This window comes from Streptomyces sp. NPDC050704, assembly GCF_040654355.1.
Lineage (GTDB): Bacteria > Actinomycetota > Actinomycetes > Streptomycetales > Streptomycetaceae > Streptomyces.
This window is the reverse complement of the sequence record NZ_JBFAHW010000031.1, coordinates 1-16,343: the sequence shown is the minus strand read 5'-3', so window position 1 is coordinate 16,343 and position 16,343 is coordinate 1. Positions and strand designations below refer to the sequence as shown.

The window sequence follows — 16,343 nt, the reverse complement described above, 5'->3', positions numbered from 1 at the left end:
AGTCAGATGACGACGACATCGAGCACGTTCCGTATCGGTGGGGACCTGGAGGTACGGCGGCTCGGGTTCGGGGCCATGCGCCTGCCGACCGAGCCCGCCGCCGAGCGCGAGGCCTCCGTCGCGGTCGCCAGGAGGGCCGTCGAACTGGGCGTCACGCTCATCGACACCGCCCACCTCTACGGCGGCGGAGCCAACGAGGAACTCCTCGCCGAGGCCCTGTACCCGTATGCGGACGGGCTCCAGATCACCACCAAGGTCGGCGTCGTGCGAACGGGCCCGAACCTGTACGGGGGCGGCCGCCCCGCCCAGGGCGAGTGGAAACTGGACGGCCGCCCGGACTCCCTGCGGGACCAGGTCGAGCAGGGCCTGCGCAGGCTCCGCGTCGAACGCGTCGAACTGCTCCAACTCCACCGCATCGACCCGGACACCCCGCTCGCCGACCAGCTCGGCGCACTGCGGGACCTCCGGGACGAGGGCAAGATCGGCCGGATCGGCCTCTCCGAGGTCACCGTCGACGAACTCGACCAGGCGCGGAAGATCGTCGACATCGCGAGCGTCCAGAACCGCTACAACCTGCTCGACCGCGAGTACGAGCCCGTGCTGGCCGCCTGCGAGGAGGCGGGCATCGCCTTCCTGCCGTGGCGGCCCGTCGCGGCCGGGACGTCGGGCGAGCGGGCCGAGATCGCCGCGGTCGCGTCCGAACTCGACGCCACCCCCACGCAGGTCTCCCTGGCCTGGCTCCTCGACCACTCACCGGTCATCGTCCCGATCCCGGGCACAGCCCAGATCGCCCACCTGGAGGAAAACCTCGCCGCAACAACCCTGACCCTGACCCCACCCCAGCGTTCCCGCCTCGACACCCTGACCAACCAGGGATAGACGGAGGGCCGGGCCTACGACTGTTGGCCTACTGGTGTTGGCTCGGGGCCGTCGGTCGGCTGGTGGCGGTCTACGGCTGTTGGCCCACCGCTGTTGGCCCACCGCCGTTGGCCCACGGCCGCTGGCCTACAGCCGTTGGCCCGGCACTGTCGGCCGACCGGCGCAGGCCCACAGCTGATGACCTACCGGTGTTGGCCCACGGCCGTTGATCTACCGGTGTTGGCCCACTGCTGTTGGCCTACAACCGTTGGCCCCGCCCGTCACCGCGCACCCCTCAAGGCGCACCCCTCACGCCTTCGGCACCCCAGTAGACCCCCGCACCATCAACTCCCCCCGCACCATGGCGATCCCGCCCGGCGGCGGCTCCTCCCGTCCCATCGCGATCCGCCCCGCCCGAGCCCCCGCCTCCGCCAACGGCAACCGCACCGTCGTCAGTGCGGGCACCGCGTCGACGCTGAAGGGCAGGTCGTCGAAACCGACGACGGACACGTCGTCCGGGATACGGAGCCCGGAGTCGCGCAGAGCGGCACACGCGCCGAGGGCGACCGTGTCGTTGGCGGCGACCACGGCCGTCAACTCCGGTTCGCGGCGCAGGAGTTCCAGCGTCGCCTCGTACCCGGACCGGCGGTCGTAACGCCCGTGCACGGTCCAGCCGGGATCGTCGGCGATACCGTGCGCGGCGAGCGCGGCGCGGTGGCCTTCGAGCCGGTGACGGGTCGTGGTGCGCTCCTCCGGACCGGTGATGTACCCCATGCGCCGGTGGCCGAGGCCGATCAGATGCTCGGTGAGCTCCTGTCCGCCGCCCCGGTTGTCGAAGGTGATGGCCACCGCGTCGGTGTCCGCCGGCGCGGGCGGCCGCCCGCACAACACCACACGCGTCCCCGCGGCCGCGAGCTTCCGCAGCTTGGTCGCCACGGCCGCCGCGTGCGTGGTGTTCTCCACGGCCCCACCCGTCAGCACCACTGCGGCGGCGCGTTGGCGCTGAAGGAGCGTGAGGTACGTGAGTTCGCGCTCCGGAGAGCCGCCGGTGTTGCACACGACCCCGAGACGCTCCCCTCCCGCACGCCCGCCCGGCCCCTCGATCTCGGACTGGATCGCCCCCGCCATGATCCCGAAGAACGGGTCGGCGATGTCGTTGACCAGAATCCCGACCAGGTCGGACGTGGCGGCGGCGAGCGCGCTCGCGGGGCCGTTCAGTACGTAGTCCAGTTCGTCCACGGCCCGCAGCACCCGCTCGCGGGTGGAAGCGGCCACGGGGTAGTTCCCGTTCAGCACGCGCGACACCGTCGCGGGCGAGACCTGCGCGCGGGCCGCCACGTCCGCCAGGGTCACCGTCATCTACTCGTCCTCCGGTCGCGCATCTCGTCCTCGTCCTCGTCGTCAGCCTCAGAGCCGGTCATAAGAGCCGTAAGAGGCGTACTCCCATAAGAGCCGTAAGAGTCGTACTCCGAGCCGTGGACAGTGTCGCGCCCAAGCCCCCGAGTGGTGCAGACCTTACGGTCACAGGTTGGATGCAGACCTTATGATCGCAAGCCCGCGCTGTTCGCCCCCTCGAACAACTCGTAACATCCCCGGTCTTGTCCGGTCCGCTGATCAGAGGCTAACTTCTACTGGTATAGAAAGCGCTTGCTGTCACGCTCACCAGTTCACCGGTGCCTCACGGGAGCCCACGGGACCGCCCGGAGCGCCCGGAGTGCACCGGTGGGGCGTACGCGGCGCAGGACGCGTACGAAGGGAATGACGTGACACGCAAGACGGTGCGCATCGCCATGAACGGCGTGACGGGACGCATGGGCTACCGCCAGCATCTCGTCCGCTCGATCCTCGCCCTGCGCGAACAGGGCGGCCTCGACCTCGGTGACGGCACCGTGCTGTGGCCCGAGCCGGTCCTCGTCGGCCGCCGCGAGCACGCGCTGAAGGCGCTCGCCGACCAGCACGGCATCGAGCACTGGTCCACGGACCTCGACGCCGTGCTCGCCGACCCGACCATCGACATCTACTTCGACGCCCAGGTCACCTCGGCCCGCGAGGAGGCGATCACGAAGGCGATCGCGGCGGGCAAGCACATCTACACCGAGAAGCCGACCGCGACCGGACTCGACGGCGCCCTGGAGCTGGCCCGGCTGGCGGCCGCCGCCGGCATCAAGCACGGCGTCGTCCAGGACAAGCTCTTCCTCCCCGGCCTGCTCAAGCTCAAGCGGCTCATCGACGGCGGCTTCTTCGGTGAAATCCTGTCCATCCGCGGCGAGTTCGGCTACTGGGTCTTCGAGGGCGACTGGCAGTCCGCCCAGCGCCCGTCGTGGAATTACCGCGCCGAGGACGGCGGTGGCATCGTTGTCGACATGTTCCCGCACTGGGAGTACGTGATGCACGAACTCTTCGGCCGCGTGAAGTCCGTCCAGGCGCTCACCGCCACGCACATCCCGCAGCGCTGGGACGAGCAGGGCAAGCCGTACACCGCCACGGCCGACGACGCCGCCTACGGCGTCTTCGAACTCGAAGGCGGCGCGATCGCCCAGATCAACTCGTCCTGGACCGTACGCGTCAACCGCGACGAACTCGTAGAGTTCCAGGTCGACGGCACCGAGGGCTCGGCGGTCGCCGGCCTGCGCAACTGCCGCGTCCAGCACCGCAGTTCCACCCCCAAGCCGGTCTGGAACCCCGATATCCCGGCCACCTACTCCTTCCGCGACCAGTGGCAGGAGATCCCGGACAACGACGAGTTCGACAACGGCTTCAAGGCCCAGTGGGAGCTCTTCCTCCGGCACGTCTACGCCGACGCGCCCTACCACTGGGACCTCCTCGCCGGCGCCCGCGGCGTCCAGCTCGCCGAACTGGGGCTCAAGTCCTCGGCCGAGGGCCGCCGCTTCGACGTACCGGAGATCTCCCTGTGACCATCCAACTCCCGGGCGCAGGCGGCGAGTTGCGCACCTACACACCCCGCCCCGAACCCCTCTCCATCACCACCGGCGCCCCCTTCACCTCCCGTACGGTCTACTCGGCGGCGCACGTCGTCGCCGACCCGTACGCGGACGTCTCGCCCGATTCCCCGGCCGCCGTCGACTGGGACGCCACCCTCGCCTTCCGCCGCCATCTCTGGTCGCACGGGCTCGGGGTCGCCGAGGCGATGGACACGGCCCAGCGCGGGATGGGCCTGGACTGGGCGGGCGCCGCCGAGCTGATCAAGCGGTCCGCCGCCGAGGCGAAGACGGTCGGCGGCCTCGTCGCGTGCGGCGTCGGCACGGACCAGCTCACCGGCCCGGACCACTCGCTCGACGAGGTCCGCGCCGCCTACGAGGAGCAGCTCGCACTCGTCGAGTCGGCGGGCGCCCAGGCGATCCTGATGGCCTCCCGCGCCCTGTGCGCGGCGGCCAAGAGCCCCGAGGACTACCTCTCGGTCTACGGCCGACTGCTGGCCCAGGCCTCCGAGCCGGTGATCCTGCACTGGCTGGGCCCGATGTTCGACCCGGCCCTGGACGGCTACTGGGGCTCGTCCGACCTGGACGCGGCCACGGACACCTTCCTGGAAGTCATCGCCGCGCACCCCGACAAGGTCGACGGCATCAAGGTCTCCCTCCTGGACGCTCAGCGCGAGGTCGACCTCCGCCGCCGCCTCCCGGACGGCGTCCGCTGCTACACGGGCGACGACTTCAACTATCCCGAACTGATCGCCGGCGACGACCGCGGCTTCAGCCACGCCCTGCTCGGCATCTTCGACCCGCTGGGCCCCCTCGCGGCAGAAGCCGTCCGGGTCCTCGACACGGGTGACGTGAAGGGCTTCCGCGAACTCCTCGACCCGACCGTCGAGTTGTCCCGCCACCTCTTCCAGACCCCGACCCGCTTCTACAAGACGGGCGTGGTCTTCCTGGCCTGGCTCGCGGGCCACCAGGAGCACTTCACGATGGTCGGCGGCCTCCAGTCGGCCCGCTCGCTTCCGCACTTCGCCCGCGCGTACGAACTGGCCGACGGCCTGGGCCTGTTCCCGGACCCGGCACTCGCGGAGGCCCGCATGAAGAACCTCCTCGCCCTGTACGGAGTGACCCAGTGAGTACTACGACCACTCCTCAGGATCTCTCCCGCTTCAGCATCAACCAGATGACGGTCAAGCAGCTGTCGCTCCCCGAACTGGTCGAAGGATGCCTGGAGTTGGGCATCCCGGGCATCGGCCTCTGGCGCGCCCCGGTCCAGGCGTACGGGCTCGACGCGACGGCCAAGCTGATCCGCGACGCGGGCCTGGCCGTGACCACCCTCTGCCGGGGCGGCTTCTTCACGGCCATCGACCCGGCCGAGCGGGCGTCCGCCCTGGACGACAACCGGGCGGCGATCGACGAGGCGGCGACCCTGGGCACGGACACACTCGTCCTCGTCTCGGGCGGCCTCCCGGCGGGCTCGAAGGACCTGCACGGCGCCCGGGAGCGCATCGCCGACGCGCTCGGCGAGTTGGGCCCGTACGCGCAGGAGCGGGGCGTACGGCTGGCCATCGAGCCCCTCCACCCGATGTACGCCTCCGACCGCTGCGTCGTCTCGACCCTCACCCAAGCCCTGGACCTCGCGGAAAGGTTCCCCGCGAACCAGGTCGGCGTAGCCGTCGACACGTACCACATCTGGTGGGACGACCAGGCCCCGGCCCAGATCGCCCGCGCGGGCGCGACCGGCCGCATCCACACGTTCCAACTGGCCGACTGGACCACCCCCCTCCCCGAGGGCGTCCTGAACGGCCGGGGCCAGATCGGCGACGGCGCAATCGACATGAGGGAGTGGAAGACCTACGTGGATTCGGCCGGCTACACCGGCCCGATCGAGGTCGAACTCTTCAACGACACCTTGTGGGCCCGCGACGGCCGCGAGCTCCTGACGGAAACGGCATCCCGCTTCGCAACGCACGCGGCGTAACCCCCACCCCCACCCGGGGATCGGGTGATTGGAAGGTTTGGGACGCTTTTTTGCGGCTGTGAGTGTCCTGAACCTTCCAATCACCTTGTCTGTCGGGGGTGGTGAGGTCTTACGAGACGCTGACGTGGTGGGGGAGTTGGGGCGGCGCAGCCGTCCCAAGGGCAACTCTGGTTCTGGCCGTCTCGAATCCTGAGGCGGTGAGGACCTTCTGAGGAGCCGGGCATGAGTGGACACGCGAGCAGTCACAAGGCGAAGTCGAAGAAGCCGCTGGCCCTGATCGGGGCCGGGCTCCTCGCCACGGCGGGCGTCGCGACGGCAGGGACCCTGGCCAGCGCCGGGCAGTATGCGGGGTCCGGGGACCAGGCGGCCAAGGCCGACCACGCGGTCTTCGTGCAGGGCAACGAGCTGGACGGGAACACGATCCACGTATTCGAACGGGACGACGACGGAGTACTTACCGCGGCGGGGGAGTACGAGACCGGCGGCAAGGGCGGCCACCAGACCGACGCGCCGACCGATTCGCTCGCTTCCCAGGGGTCCCTCGTCTACGACGACCGGTCGGGGATGCTGCTGGCCGTCAACGCGGGCAGCGGCACGGTGACCTCCTTCCGCGTGCGGGGGCAGAAGCTGTCGGACCCCCAGGTCGTGGACTCGGGAGGCGAGTTCCCGGCGAGCATCGCGGTGTCCGGCAAGGTCGCGTACGTCATGAACGCCGGCGGGGCGGGCAGCGTCCAGGGATTCAAGATCACCGAGAAGGGGCTCAAGCCGCTGAAGGGCTCGCACCGGTCGCTGGGCCTGGAGAACGAGGACGTGCCGCTCTTCTCCAGCTCGCCCGGCGAGGTCGAGTTCACGCCGGACGGGCGCAACCTGGTCGTCACCACCAAGTCGAACAATACGGTCGAGGTCTTCCCGATGAAGCGGGGCGGGCTCCCGGCCGTCGACGAGCCCGTCGTCAGCGACTCTGCGGGCGGGGTGCCGTTCGCGATCAGCTTCGACCCGGCCGGGCGGATGCTGGTCGCGGAGGCCGAGAAGGCCACGGTCAGTACGTACAAGGTGAGGCGCGACGGCAAGCTCAAGGTCGTGCAGGAACCGCTCGCCAACGGCCAGGAGACCCTGTGCTGGCTGGAGCGCGCGGGTGACTTCTTCTACGGCGGGAACACGGGCAACTCGACGGTCACCGGGTACCGCATGGACGAGAACGGCAAGCTCGCCCTCACCAACGCCGTCGGAGTGGCCACCCCGCCGTCGGCGAACTCCCAGGGCGTGATCGACCTCGCGGTGACGGCGGACGACAGGTTCGTCTACGTCCAGAACGCGGTCTCCGGCACCGTCGACGGCTTCCGCGTCGAGGAGGACGGAGCCCTGACCAAGGTCACGACCGTCGAGGACCTGCCCGTCTTCGGCGAGTCCGGTATGGAGGGCATCGCCGCGGTGTGAGGAGCCACAACACGGCGAAAAAATTCTCGCGTGGCCGTGCAACCCTCTCCGTACCCCGTGGGTCGTACTTGGCATCAGGACTTCTGGAGGGGGATCCGGGGGGATCGCGGGGGTTCTGATGGGGAGGGAAACGAAGGGGCCCGGTCGACGGACCGGGCCCCTTCGAAGTCTGAGAACGAAGTCTGAGAACGAAGTCAGAAAAAGACCCCGCAGCGCAGCAGTACGTTCGCGTACGGGCGGGCCTCACCGGTGCGGACGATCAGGCGGGCGTCCGCCGAGAGGGTCTTGAGTTCCTCGTGGGAGACGAGGGTCAGGGTCGGGAAGTGGCCGGTCAGGAGGGTGGACGCGGCCGGGTTCGCCTGTCCCACCTCCCGCGCCGCCGTCGCGCCCTCCACGACCAGTTCGGCCAGGAGGCCGTCCAGGACCTCGGAGAACGACGGCACCCCGGCCCGGAAGGCGAGGTCCACGACGCGGGGGCCGGCCGGGATGGGCATGCCGGCGTCGCAGACGAGTACGCCGTCGCCGTGGCCCAGTTCGGCCAGGGCGCCCGCCAGATGACGGTTCAGGATTCCGGCCTTCTTCACAGTGCGGCGACCTCTTCGGCGGTGGGGAAGGAGGCCTGGGCGCCCTCCCGGGTGACGGCGACGGCTCCCACGCGTGCCGCGTACGTCGCCGAGGCCGCCAGGGACTCGCCGGCGCCCAGCCGCCAGGCCAGGGCCGCGGTGAAGGAGTCGCCCGCGCCGGTCGTGTCCACGGCGTTCACCTTCACGGACGGGACGCGGGTCGCCCCGGCCGCGTCGGCGACCAGCGCGCCCTCCTCGCCCAGGGTGACGACCACCGAGCGCGGACCCAGGGCGAGGAGCGCCCCGGCCCACTGCTCGGGCGTGTCGCCCGCGTCCGCGCCGAGCACCACCCGCGCCTCGTGCTCGTTCACGATCAGCGGGTCGCAGGCGGCCAGCACCAGCTCCGGCAACTCCCGGGGCGGGGACGGGTTCAGTACGAAGCGGGTGCCGGGCCGCATGTTCCGTACGACCTCCTCGACCGTCTCCAGCGGGATCTCCAGCTGCGCCGAGACCACCTGGGAGGCGGCGAGGAGGGCGCTGGCCGCGCGGATGTCGTCCGGGGTCAGGCGGCCGTTCGCGCCGGGGGAGACCACGATGCTGTTGTCGCCGGACGGGTCGACGGTGATCAGGGCGACTCCGGTGGGCGCGCCTCCGACGAGGACGCCGGACGTGTCGACCCCGGCGGCCCGCTGCGAGTCGAGCAGCAGGCGGCCGTGCGCGTCGTCGCCGACCCGGGCCAGCAGGGCCGTACGGGCCCCGAGGCGGGCGGCGGCGACGGCCTGGTTGGCGCCCTTGCCGCCGGGATGGAGGGCCAGGTCGGAGCCGAGGACGGTCTCTCCGGCGGCGGGCCGTCGCTCGACGCCGATGACCAGGTCGGCGTTGGCCGATCCCACGACCAGCAGGTCGTAGTCGTACATGAACTGTCTCCCTGGGGGGTGGTGAGTTGGGGCGGGCGGCTTCCCCTGACCGCCCGCCCGTCGCCTTCGGTCCGTCGCCTTCGGTCCGGCGACTGCGATCTGTCGCCTTCGGTCCGGCGACTGCGATCCGTCGACTTCTGTCCAGCGACTTCGGTCGTCGCGGTCAGCCGCTGAATTCGTCCACGTTCTTCGCCGTGACGACCTTCACCGGCACCTTCACCGTCTTGTCGACCTTCTTGTCGTCGGCTGCCCGCAGCGCGTTCTCCACCGCGATCCTGCCCAGTTCCTTCGGCTGCTGCGCCACCGAGGCGTACATCGTGCCCTCCTTGACGGCCTTCAGACCGTCGGGCGTGCCGTCGAAGCCGATGACCTGGACGGACTTGCCGGCCTTGGAGCCGAGGGCCTTGATCGCGCCGAGTGCCATCTCGTCGTTCTCGGCGAAGACACCGTCGACGTCCGGGTGGGCCTGGAGGAGGTTCGTCATGACGTCGAGGCCCTTGGTGCGGTCGAAGTCGGCCGGCTGCCGGGCGACGACCTTGATGCCCGGGTAGGCCTTGAGCCCCTCGGCGAAGCCCGCGCCGCGCTCGCGGCTCGCGGACGTACCGGCCAGGCCCTGCAGAATCACGATCTTGCCCTGGCCGCCCAGCTTCTCGGCCATCGCCTTCGCGCCGAGCTTGCCGCCCGCGATGTTGTCGGAGGCCACGAGCGCGGCCGTGTCGGCCTTGTTGACGCCGCGGTCGACGCCGACGACGGGGATGTCGGCCTTGTTCGCGGAGCGCACCGAGGGGCCCGCCGCGTCCGAGTCCACCGGGTTGACGATGATCGCGTCGACGCCCTCGCTGGTGAAGTTCTGCAGCTGGTTGGCCTGCTGCGAGGCGTCGTTCTGCGCGTCCGTGACGGTCAGGTCGGCGCCGAGCCGCTTGGCCTCCGCCTGGGCGCCCTGCCTGATCTGTACGAAGAAGGGGTTGTTCATGGTGGAGAGGGACAGGCCGATCTTCTGGTTCGCCGCGGAGGACGAGCCGTTGTTGACGAGAGTCAGACCGCCCACGATCGCCGCCGCGAGGACGACGGCGAGCGCGTACTTCACCGCCTGTGGGCCCTTGGGCCGCGAGGAGGTCCCGGCGGCGACCGGAGTGGCCCCCGCCTTGCGCCGCAGGGTGTCGAGGAGCACGGCCAGCGCGATGACCACGCCGATGACGACCTGCTGCCAGAAGGCGGACACGGAGAGGAGGTTGAGGCCGTTGCGCAGGACCGCGAGGATCAGCGCGCCGATCAGCGTTCCGGACGCCTTGCCCGTACCGCCCGCCAGCGAGGCGCCGCCGATGACGACCGCGGCGATCGCGTCCAGCTCGTAGCCCTGCGCGGCCTGCGGCTGCGCGGAGGAGAGACGGGAGGCGAGGACGATGCCGGCGGCCGCGGCGAAGAGGCCGGACAGGGCGTAGATCGCGAGTTTCTGCTTCTTCACCCGGAGGCCGGAGAGGCGGGCCGCCTCCTCGTTGCCGCCGATCGCGTACATGGAGCGCCCGATGTACGTACGCCCGAGGATCAGGGCCGTGATGAGCCCCATGACGATCATCACGAGGACCGGCACGGGCAGCCAGCCGCCCAGCGTGTCGCCGAGGTGCGAGACCGAGTCGGGGAAGGCGATCGGGCTGCCCTGCGAGATGACGAGCGACAGGCCGCGGCCCACCGACAGCATGGCGAGCGTCGCGATGAACGGCGGCAGCTTCCCGTACGAGATCAGGATGCCGTTGACGAGCCCGCACGCTATTCCGGTGGCGATCGCGAGGAGCACCGCGATCCAGACCGGGACGCCCTCCGAAGTGGCCGTCCAGGCAAGGACGGTGGCGGACAGGGCGGCGACGGAACCGACCGACAGGTCGATGCCCGCCGAGACGATCACGAAGGTCACGCCGAAGGCGAGGATGGCGGTGACGGCCGCCTGGACGCCGATGTTGAGCAGGTTGTCGGTCGTCAGGAAGTCGCCGGACAGGGCCGACATCGCGATGACGAGGATGATGAGCGCGGTGAGCGCGCCGTTGTCGAGCAGGAGTCGGCGCAGGCCGCCGGGGTTGCCCGAGGCGCCACTCGCGCCCGATGTGCTCTTGAGCGTGTCAGTGGCCACGGGAGCCCTCCACAGCGGTAACAGGGGTGGTGGTTGCGGTAGTGGTGGTGGTCGGGGTGCTGACGGCGAGGGCCATCACGGAGTCCTGGGTCGCCTCTTCGGCGGAGAGTTCGCCCGCGATGCGGCCCTGGGCCATCACCAGCACCCGGTCGCTCATGCCGAGGACCTCGGGCAGGTCGCTGGAGATCATCAGGACGGCGTGTCCGGCGGCCGTGAGCTCGTTGATCAGCTGGTAGATCTCGACCTTGGCGCCGACGTCGATACCGCGCGTCGGCTCGTCCAGGATCAGCACCTTGGTGTCGGCGAGCAGCCACTTGCCGATGACGACCTTCTGCTGGTTGCCGCCGGAGAGGGTGCGCACGTGCTGGCCGAGCCCGGCCATGCGGACGCCGAGCTGCTCGGCGATCCGCGCGGCGGCCGTCCGCTGCCCCTTGAGGTCGACGAGGCCGCCGCGGGTCGCGGAGCGGAGCGTGACGAGACCGAGGTTCTCCTCGACCGAGGCGTCAAGCAGCAGCCCCTGGCCCTTGCGGTCCTCGGGCACGAGCCCGATGCCGGCCGTCATCGCCGCGCTCACGTCGTGACGCGGCAGGCGGGCGCCCGCAACCGCCACGGACCCCCTGTCGTACGGATCGGCCCCGAAGACCGCCCGTACGACCTCCGTACGCCCGGCTCCGACGAGCCCCGCGATGCCGACGACCTCACCGGCCCGCACCTCGAAACTCACGTCGTGGAAAACACCGTCCCGGGTGAGCCCTTCGACGGTGAGCAACGCGGCCGCGGTGCCTGCTCGTCCGTCTCGTCCGTCTTGTGCGTCAGGTTCCGCGTCGGGGCGTTCGCGCGGATACTGCTGCTCGATGGAGCGGCCCACCATGAGGCGTACGAGCTCGTCCTCGGGTGTGGACGCGGGCACCTGGCCCACGCTCCTGCCGTCCCGGATGACCGTGACCCGGTCTCCCAGGGCGGCGATCTCCTCCAGGTGGTGCGTGATGAAGACGATGCCGACCCCGTCCTCGCGCAGCTGCCGCACGATCCGGAAGAGTTTTTCGACCTCTCCGGAGGTGAGCACCGCGGTCGGCTCGTCCATGATCAATACGCGGGTGTTCAGGCTCAGGGCCTTCGCGATCTCCACCATCTGCAGGCGTGCGATTCCGAGTTCACGCACCCGCGCGCGGGGGGAGACGTTCACGCCGACGCGCTCCAGGAGCTCGGCGGCGTCCGCCTCCATCCGTTTGCGGTCGATCAGGCCGTAGCGGCGCGGCTGGCGGCCCAGGAAGATGTTCTCGGCGACCGTCAGGTCGGGGACCAGGTTGAACTCCTGGTAGATGGTCGCGATGCCGAGGCGCTCGGCGTCCTGCGCGCCGTGGATGCGGACCTTCTCGCCGCCTACGACCACCTGCCCGGAGTCCGGCCGGTAGGCGCCGGACAGCATCTTGATGAGGGTGCTCTTGCCGGCGCCGTTCTCGCCGAGCAGCACATGCACCTCGCCGCGGCGCAGATCGAAGTCGACGCTGTCGAGCGCGACCACACCGGGGAAGGTCTTGCGTATCGCTTCGATACGCAGCAACTCGTCCGGATCGCTCACGGGTTGCTCCTTAGGACGGGAGGTACGGGGGAGACGGGGGAGACAGAAGGCATGGGGTACGCGACGGCCGCTTCGCCGCAGGAGCGGCGGACGACGAGACGGGCGGGGAGGGTCACGGACTTCGGGGGCCGTCCCTCGATGCGGTCGACGACGGCGCGTACGGCGGCCCGGCCGAGATCGGGGGTCGGCTGGGCGATCGCCGTGATCGGCGGATCGGTGTGCACGAACCACGGGATGTCGTCGAATGCGGCGAGCGCGATGTCGTCGGGAACCCGCATCCCGCGCGCGCGGATGGCGTCCAGCGCACCCAGGGCCATCAGGTTGTCGGTGGCGAAGACGACCTCGGGCGGCTCGGCGAGGTCCAGGAACTCCTCGGTGACCCGGCGACCGCTGGCGGCCTGGAAATCGCCCTGGCCTATGTACGCGTCGGGCAGCGGAAGTCCGTACTCGCGCAGGGCCTCCCGGAAGGCCTCGACGCGCTCACTGCCGGTGGTGGTGGCCGCCGGGCCCGCGATGATCGCGAGCCTGCGGTGGCCGAGGCGGTGCAGGTGGGCGACCAGATCGCGTACGGCGTCCAGGCCGTCCGCCCTGATCACCGGCACGTCCACGCCCGGGATCCAGCGGTCCACGAAGACCATCGGGGTCCCCGCGCGCGCGGTCTCCAGCATCAGCGGCGAGCCGCCGTCGGTGGGGGACACCAGGAGCCCGTCGATGCGGCGGTCGAGGAGCGTACGGACGTGGTGGTCCTGCAGCTCCGGCCGTTCGTCGGCGTTTCCGATGATGACGCTGTAGCCGAGGGCGCGGGCCTCCTCCTCGACGGAGCGGGCCAGTTCGGTGAAGTACGGGTTGAGCACGTCGCTGATGACCAGGCCGAGGGTGTGGGTCTGGTCGGTGCGCAGGGAGCGGGCGACGGCGTTCGGGCGGTAGCCCAGCGTCTCGACGGCCGCCAGCACGTTGGCGCGTGCCGCGGGGCTGACCGACGGGTGGTCGTTCAGGACGCGCGAGACCGTGGCGACGGATACGCCCGCCTCGGCGGCGACGTCCTTGATGCTCGCCATCGTCGCTCCACCTCCTTGTGGAATCGATTACAAGGAGGATTGGAATCGATTACATCGAGGTTGACAAGCCCCTGAGACCGGATCGTGATGAAGGGGGCGGGGGTGCTTGCCGAGTTTCATCCGCGGGTGCTCGTGGGCTGGTCGCGCAGTTCCCCGCGCCCCTTGGGCGCCCGAGGCGGGCGGGGATTGTCCACAGGGCCGCCGCGCTGTCAGACGCGGGCGGTAGCGTCGGATCATGTCCAATCAGGCGGCGGGGAGCGGGGAGCGGCAACTGGCCGTACTCGAAGGCGTACTGGAGCGGATCACGTACGCCAACGAGGAGAACGGCTACACGGTCGCGCGGGTCGACACCGGCAGAGGCGGCGGAGACCTTCTCACGGTCGTCGGCGCGCTGCTCGGTGCCCAAGTAGGCGAATCCCTGCGAATGGAGGGCCGCTGGGGCTCGCACCAGCAGTACGGCAAGCAGTTCACGGTCGAGAACTACACGACGGTCCTGCCAGCCACTGTCCAGGGCATCCGCCGCTACCTCGGTTCCGGCCTGGTCAAGGGCATCGGGCCGATCTTCGCCGACCGCATCACCCAGCACTTCGGCCTCGACACGCTCCAGGTCATCGAGGAGGAGCCGAAGCGGCTCATCGAGGTCCCCGGGCTCGGCCCGAAGCGCACCAAGAAGATCGCCGAGGCCTGGGAGGAGCAGAAGGCGATCAAGGAGGTCATGCTCTTCCTCCAGACCGTCGAGGTGTCGACGTCGATCGCGGTCCGCATCTACAAGAAGTACGGGGACGCGTCGATCTCGATCGTCAAGAACCAGCCGTACCGGCTCGCGTCCGACGTCTGGGGCATCGGCTTCCTCACCGCCGACAAGATCGCCCAGTCCGTGGGCATCCCGCACGACAGCCCGGAGCGCGTCAAGGCCGGTCTCCAGTACGCCCTTTCGCAGTCCACCGACCAGGGCCACTGCTTCCTCCCGGAGGAGCAGCTGATCGCCGACGCGGTGAAGCTGCTCCAGGTGGACACTGGGCTGGTCATCGAGTGCCTCGCGGAACTGGCGGAGCCGTCAGAGGAGGGCGAGGAGCCGGGTGTCGTACGTGAGCGGGTACCGGGCCTGGACGGCGGCGACCCGGTCACGGCCATCTACCTGGTCCCCTTCCACCGGGCCGAACTGTCCCTCTCCGCCCAGGTGTTGCGTCTCCTGCGCACCGACGAGGACCGGATGCCCGCCTTCCGGAGCGTGGCCTGGGACAAGGCGCTGGCATGGCTCAGGGACCGTACGGGCTCGGAGCTGGCGCCCGAGCAGGAGGAGGCCGTCCGGCTCGCCCTCACCGAGAAGGTGGCCGTACTCACCGGCGGCCCGGGCTGCGGCAAGTCCTTCACGGTCCGCTCGATCGTGGAGCTGGCCCGCGCGAAGAAGGCGAAGGTCGTACTGGCCGCCCCGACGGGCCGTGCCGCCAAGCGACTCGCCGAGCTCACCGGAGCGGAAGCGTCCACCGTGCACCGGCTCCTTGAGCTGAAGCCGGGCGGCGACGCGGCATACGACAAGGACCGCCCGCTGGACGCCGACCTGGTCGTCGTTGACGAGGCGTCGATGCTCGACCTCCTCCTCGCCAACAAGCTGGTCAAGGCGGTTCCTCCGGGCGCCCATCTCCTCTTCGTCGGGGACGTCGACCAACTCCCCAGCGTGGGCGCGGGCGAGGTGCTGCGCGACCTGCTCGCCGACGGTGGCCCGGTGCCGGCGGTCCGCCTCACCCGGATCTTCCGCCAGGCCCAGAAATCCGGAGTCGTGGTCAACGCCCACCGGATCAACTCGGGCCAGCAGCCCATCACCGAGAACCTCAACGACTTCTTCCTCTTCGTGGAGGACGACACCGAGGAGACGGGCCGACTCACGGTGGACGTGGCGGCGCGGCGCATCCCCGCCAAGTTCGGGCTCGATCCACGCCGGGATGTGCAGGTGCTGGCGCCCATGCACCGGGGGCCGGCGGGCGCGGGCACCCTCAACGGCCTGCTCCAGCAGGCCATCACACCCGCCCGCCCCGACCTCCCCGAGAAGCGGTTCGGCGGCCGGGTCTTCCGCGTCGGCGACAAGGTCACCCAGATCCGCAACAACTACGAGAAGGGCGAGAACGGCGTCTTCAACGGCACGGTCGGTGTGGTCACCGCGCTCAACCTCGACGACCAGAAGCTGATGGTGCGGACGGATGAGGACGAGGAGGTTCCGTACGAGTTCGACGAACTCGACGAGCTGGCCCACGCGTACGCGGTGACGATCCATCGCTCCCAGGGGAGCGAGTATCCGGCGGTGGTCATCCCGGTCACCACCGGGGCCTGGATGATGCTCCAGCGGAACCTGCTCTACACGGCGGTGACCCGGGCCAAGAAACTCGTCGTCCTCGTCGGCTCCCGCAAGGCCATAGGCCAGGCCGTCCGCACGGTCTCCGCCGGCCGAAGGTTCACGGGCCTGGACTTCCGTCTCGCCCGACCGACGGGTGACCGGTAGTTCGACCGCGGCTGCCTTGTCCTGGTTTGCACGGTGCGGGCCGCCTGTGGCTGGTCGCGCAGTTCCCCGCGCCCCTAAAGGACTGGGGGTGCCTCGGGTTGGTTCGTAGGGTGCGGGCCCGGTGGGGGCTGGTCGCGCAGTTCCCCGCGCCCCTGAAAAGACTAAAGACCGGGGGGCTTGGGGTGGTGTGATCACTGCGGGCCCGGTGGGGGCTGGGTGCGCAGTTCCCCGCGCCCCTAAAAGACAAAAGACAACGGCCAACGGCCAACGGCCGTGAGGCGGGGTCGGGGTCTGCAGCGCAGGCCCCACTCACCCGCACTCGGCTCTCCGGCGTGAGGGGTCGTGTCGGGGTGTCCGATCGCCGCGGCAACGTGCCATGACTGGATATCCCA

12 protein-coding genes are annotated in these 16,343 nt (G+C 70.2%); 6 read left to right on the top strand and 6 right to left on the bottom strand.

What is annotated here, in order from left to right; genetic code table 11:
* Window positions 1-6 precede the first annotated feature (6 nt).
* Entirely contained in the window at window positions 7-879 is an 873-nt protein-coding gene (locus tag AB0I18_RS19765; protein WP_363106809.1) for an aldo/keto reductase, read from the top strand.
* A gap of 288 nt (window positions 880-1,167) precedes the next feature.
* Here AB0I18_RS19765 and AB0I18_RS19760 read toward each other — a convergent pair whose 3' ends face one another.
* Window positions 1,168-2,217 carry a LacI family DNA-binding transcriptional regulator gene (locus AB0I18_RS19760; RefSeq protein WP_363106808.1) on the bottom strand — a complete coding sequence of 350 codons (1,050 nt, stop codon included), beginning with the start codon at window positions 2,215-2,217 and terminating at the stop codon, window positions 1,168-1,170.
* A gap of 404 nt (window positions 2,218-2,621) precedes the next feature.
* Between AB0I18_RS19760 and AB0I18_RS19755 the strand changes: the two genes are divergently transcribed.
* From AB0I18_RS19755 to AB0I18_RS19740, 4 genes are all read left to right on the top strand, one after another.
* Window positions 2,622-3,773, top strand: a complete 1,152-nt coding sequence (locus AB0I18_RS19755; protein ID WP_363106807.1) for a Gfo/Idh/MocA family oxidoreductase — start codon at window positions 2,622-2,624, stop codon at window positions 3,771-3,773.
* Window positions 3,770-4,927: a dihydrodipicolinate synthase family protein gene (locus AB0I18_RS19750; protein WP_363106806.1), complete on the top strand. Its 1,158-nt coding sequence runs from the start codon at window positions 3,770-3,772 to the stop codon at window positions 4,925-4,927. The genes AB0I18_RS19755 and AB0I18_RS19750 overlap by 4 nt, the downstream gene beginning before the upstream one ends.
* A gap of 47 nt (window positions 4,928-4,974) precedes the next feature.
* Window positions 4,975-5,772 carry a sugar phosphate isomerase/epimerase family protein gene (locus AB0I18_RS19745; RefSeq protein ID WP_363106871.1) on the top strand — a complete coding sequence of 266 codons (798 nt, stop codon included), beginning with the start codon at window positions 4,975-4,977 and terminating at the stop codon, window positions 5,770-5,772.
* Between the two features lie 222 nt (window positions 5,773-5,994).
* Window positions 5,995-7,209, top strand: a complete 1,215-nt coding sequence (locus AB0I18_RS19740; RefSeq protein ID WP_363106805.1) for a beta-propeller fold lactonase family protein — start codon at window positions 5,995-5,997, stop codon at window positions 7,207-7,209.
* Window positions 7,210-7,403: 194 nt separating this feature from the next.
* Here AB0I18_RS19740 and rbsD read toward each other — a convergent pair whose 3' ends face one another.
* The 5 genes from rbsD to AB0I18_RS19715 all read right to left on the bottom strand — a co-directional run bounded on the left by rbsD (window position 7,404) and on the right by AB0I18_RS19715 (window position 13,454).
* Entirely contained in the window at window positions 7,404-7,793 is a 390-nt protein-coding gene (rbsD, locus tag AB0I18_RS19735; RefSeq protein WP_363106804.1) for a D-ribose pyranase, read from the bottom strand.
* Complete coding sequence (gene rbsK / locus AB0I18_RS19730; protein WP_363106803.1) at window positions 7,790-8,689, bottom strand: ribokinase; 900 nt, start codon at window positions 8,687-8,689, stop codon at window positions 7,790-7,792. Before rbsK ends, rbsD begins: the two co-directional genes overlap by 4 nt.
* A gap of 163 nt (window positions 8,690-8,852) precedes the next feature.
* Window positions 8,853-10,814 carry a substrate-binding domain-containing protein gene (locus tag AB0I18_RS19725; RefSeq protein WP_363106802.1) on the bottom strand — a complete coding sequence of 654 codons (1,962 nt, stop codon included), beginning with the start codon at window positions 10,812-10,814 and terminating at the stop codon, window positions 8,853-8,855.
* On the bottom strand, window positions 10,804-12,396 hold the full coding sequence (locus AB0I18_RS19720) for a sugar ABC transporter ATP-binding protein (RefSeq protein ID WP_363106801.1): 1,593 nt from the start codon (window positions 12,394-12,396) through the stop codon (window positions 10,804-10,806). Before AB0I18_RS19720 ends, AB0I18_RS19725 begins: the two co-directional genes overlap by 11 nt.
* Window positions 12,393-13,454, bottom strand: a complete 1,062-nt coding sequence (locus AB0I18_RS19715; protein ID WP_363106800.1) for a LacI family DNA-binding transcriptional regulator — start codon at window positions 13,452-13,454, stop codon at window positions 12,393-12,395. Before AB0I18_RS19715 ends, AB0I18_RS19720 begins: the two co-directional genes overlap by 4 nt.
* Before the next feature lie 235 nt (window positions 13,455-13,689).
* On the opposite strand from AB0I18_RS19715, the gene AB0I18_RS19710 reads away from it, so the two are divergent.
* On the top strand, window positions 13,690-15,951 hold the full coding sequence (locus AB0I18_RS19710; protein ID WP_363106799.1) for an ATP-dependent RecD-like DNA helicase: 2,262 nt from the start codon (window positions 13,690-13,692) through the stop codon (window positions 15,949-15,951).
* Window positions 15,952-16,343: the final 392 nt, after the last annotated feature.

What these genes read in the sequence shown, in the direction of transcription:
- AB0I18_RS19765 (WP_363106809.1), top strand. Translation starts at nt 7, where the DNA reads ATGACGACGACATCGAGCACGTTCCGTATCGGTGGGGACCTGGAGGTA.
- AB0I18_RS19760 (WP_363106808.1), bottom strand. Translation starts at nt 2,217, where the DNA reads ATGACGGTGACCCTGGCGGACGTGGCGGCCCGCGCGCAGGTCTCGCCC.
- AB0I18_RS19745 (WP_363106871.1), top strand. Translation starts at nt 4,975, where the DNA reads ATGACGGTCAAGCAGCTGTCGCTCCCCGAACTGGTCGAAGGATGCCTG.
- AB0I18_RS19740 (WP_363106805.1), top strand. Translation starts at nt 5,995, where the DNA reads ATGAGTGGACACGCGAGCAGTCACAAGGCGAAGTCGAAGAAGCCGCTG.
- rbsK (WP_363106803.1), bottom strand. Translation starts at nt 8,689, where the DNA reads ATGTACGACTACGACCTGCTGGTCGTGGGATCGGCCAACGCCGACCTG.
- AB0I18_RS19715 (WP_363106800.1), bottom strand. Translation starts at nt 13,454, where the DNA reads ATGGCGAGCATCAAGGACGTCGCCGCCGAGGCGGGCGTATCCGTCGCC.
- AB0I18_RS19710 (WP_363106799.1), top strand. Translation starts at nt 13,690, where the DNA reads ATGTCCAATCAGGCGGCGGGGAGCGGGGAGCGGCAACTGGCCGTACTC.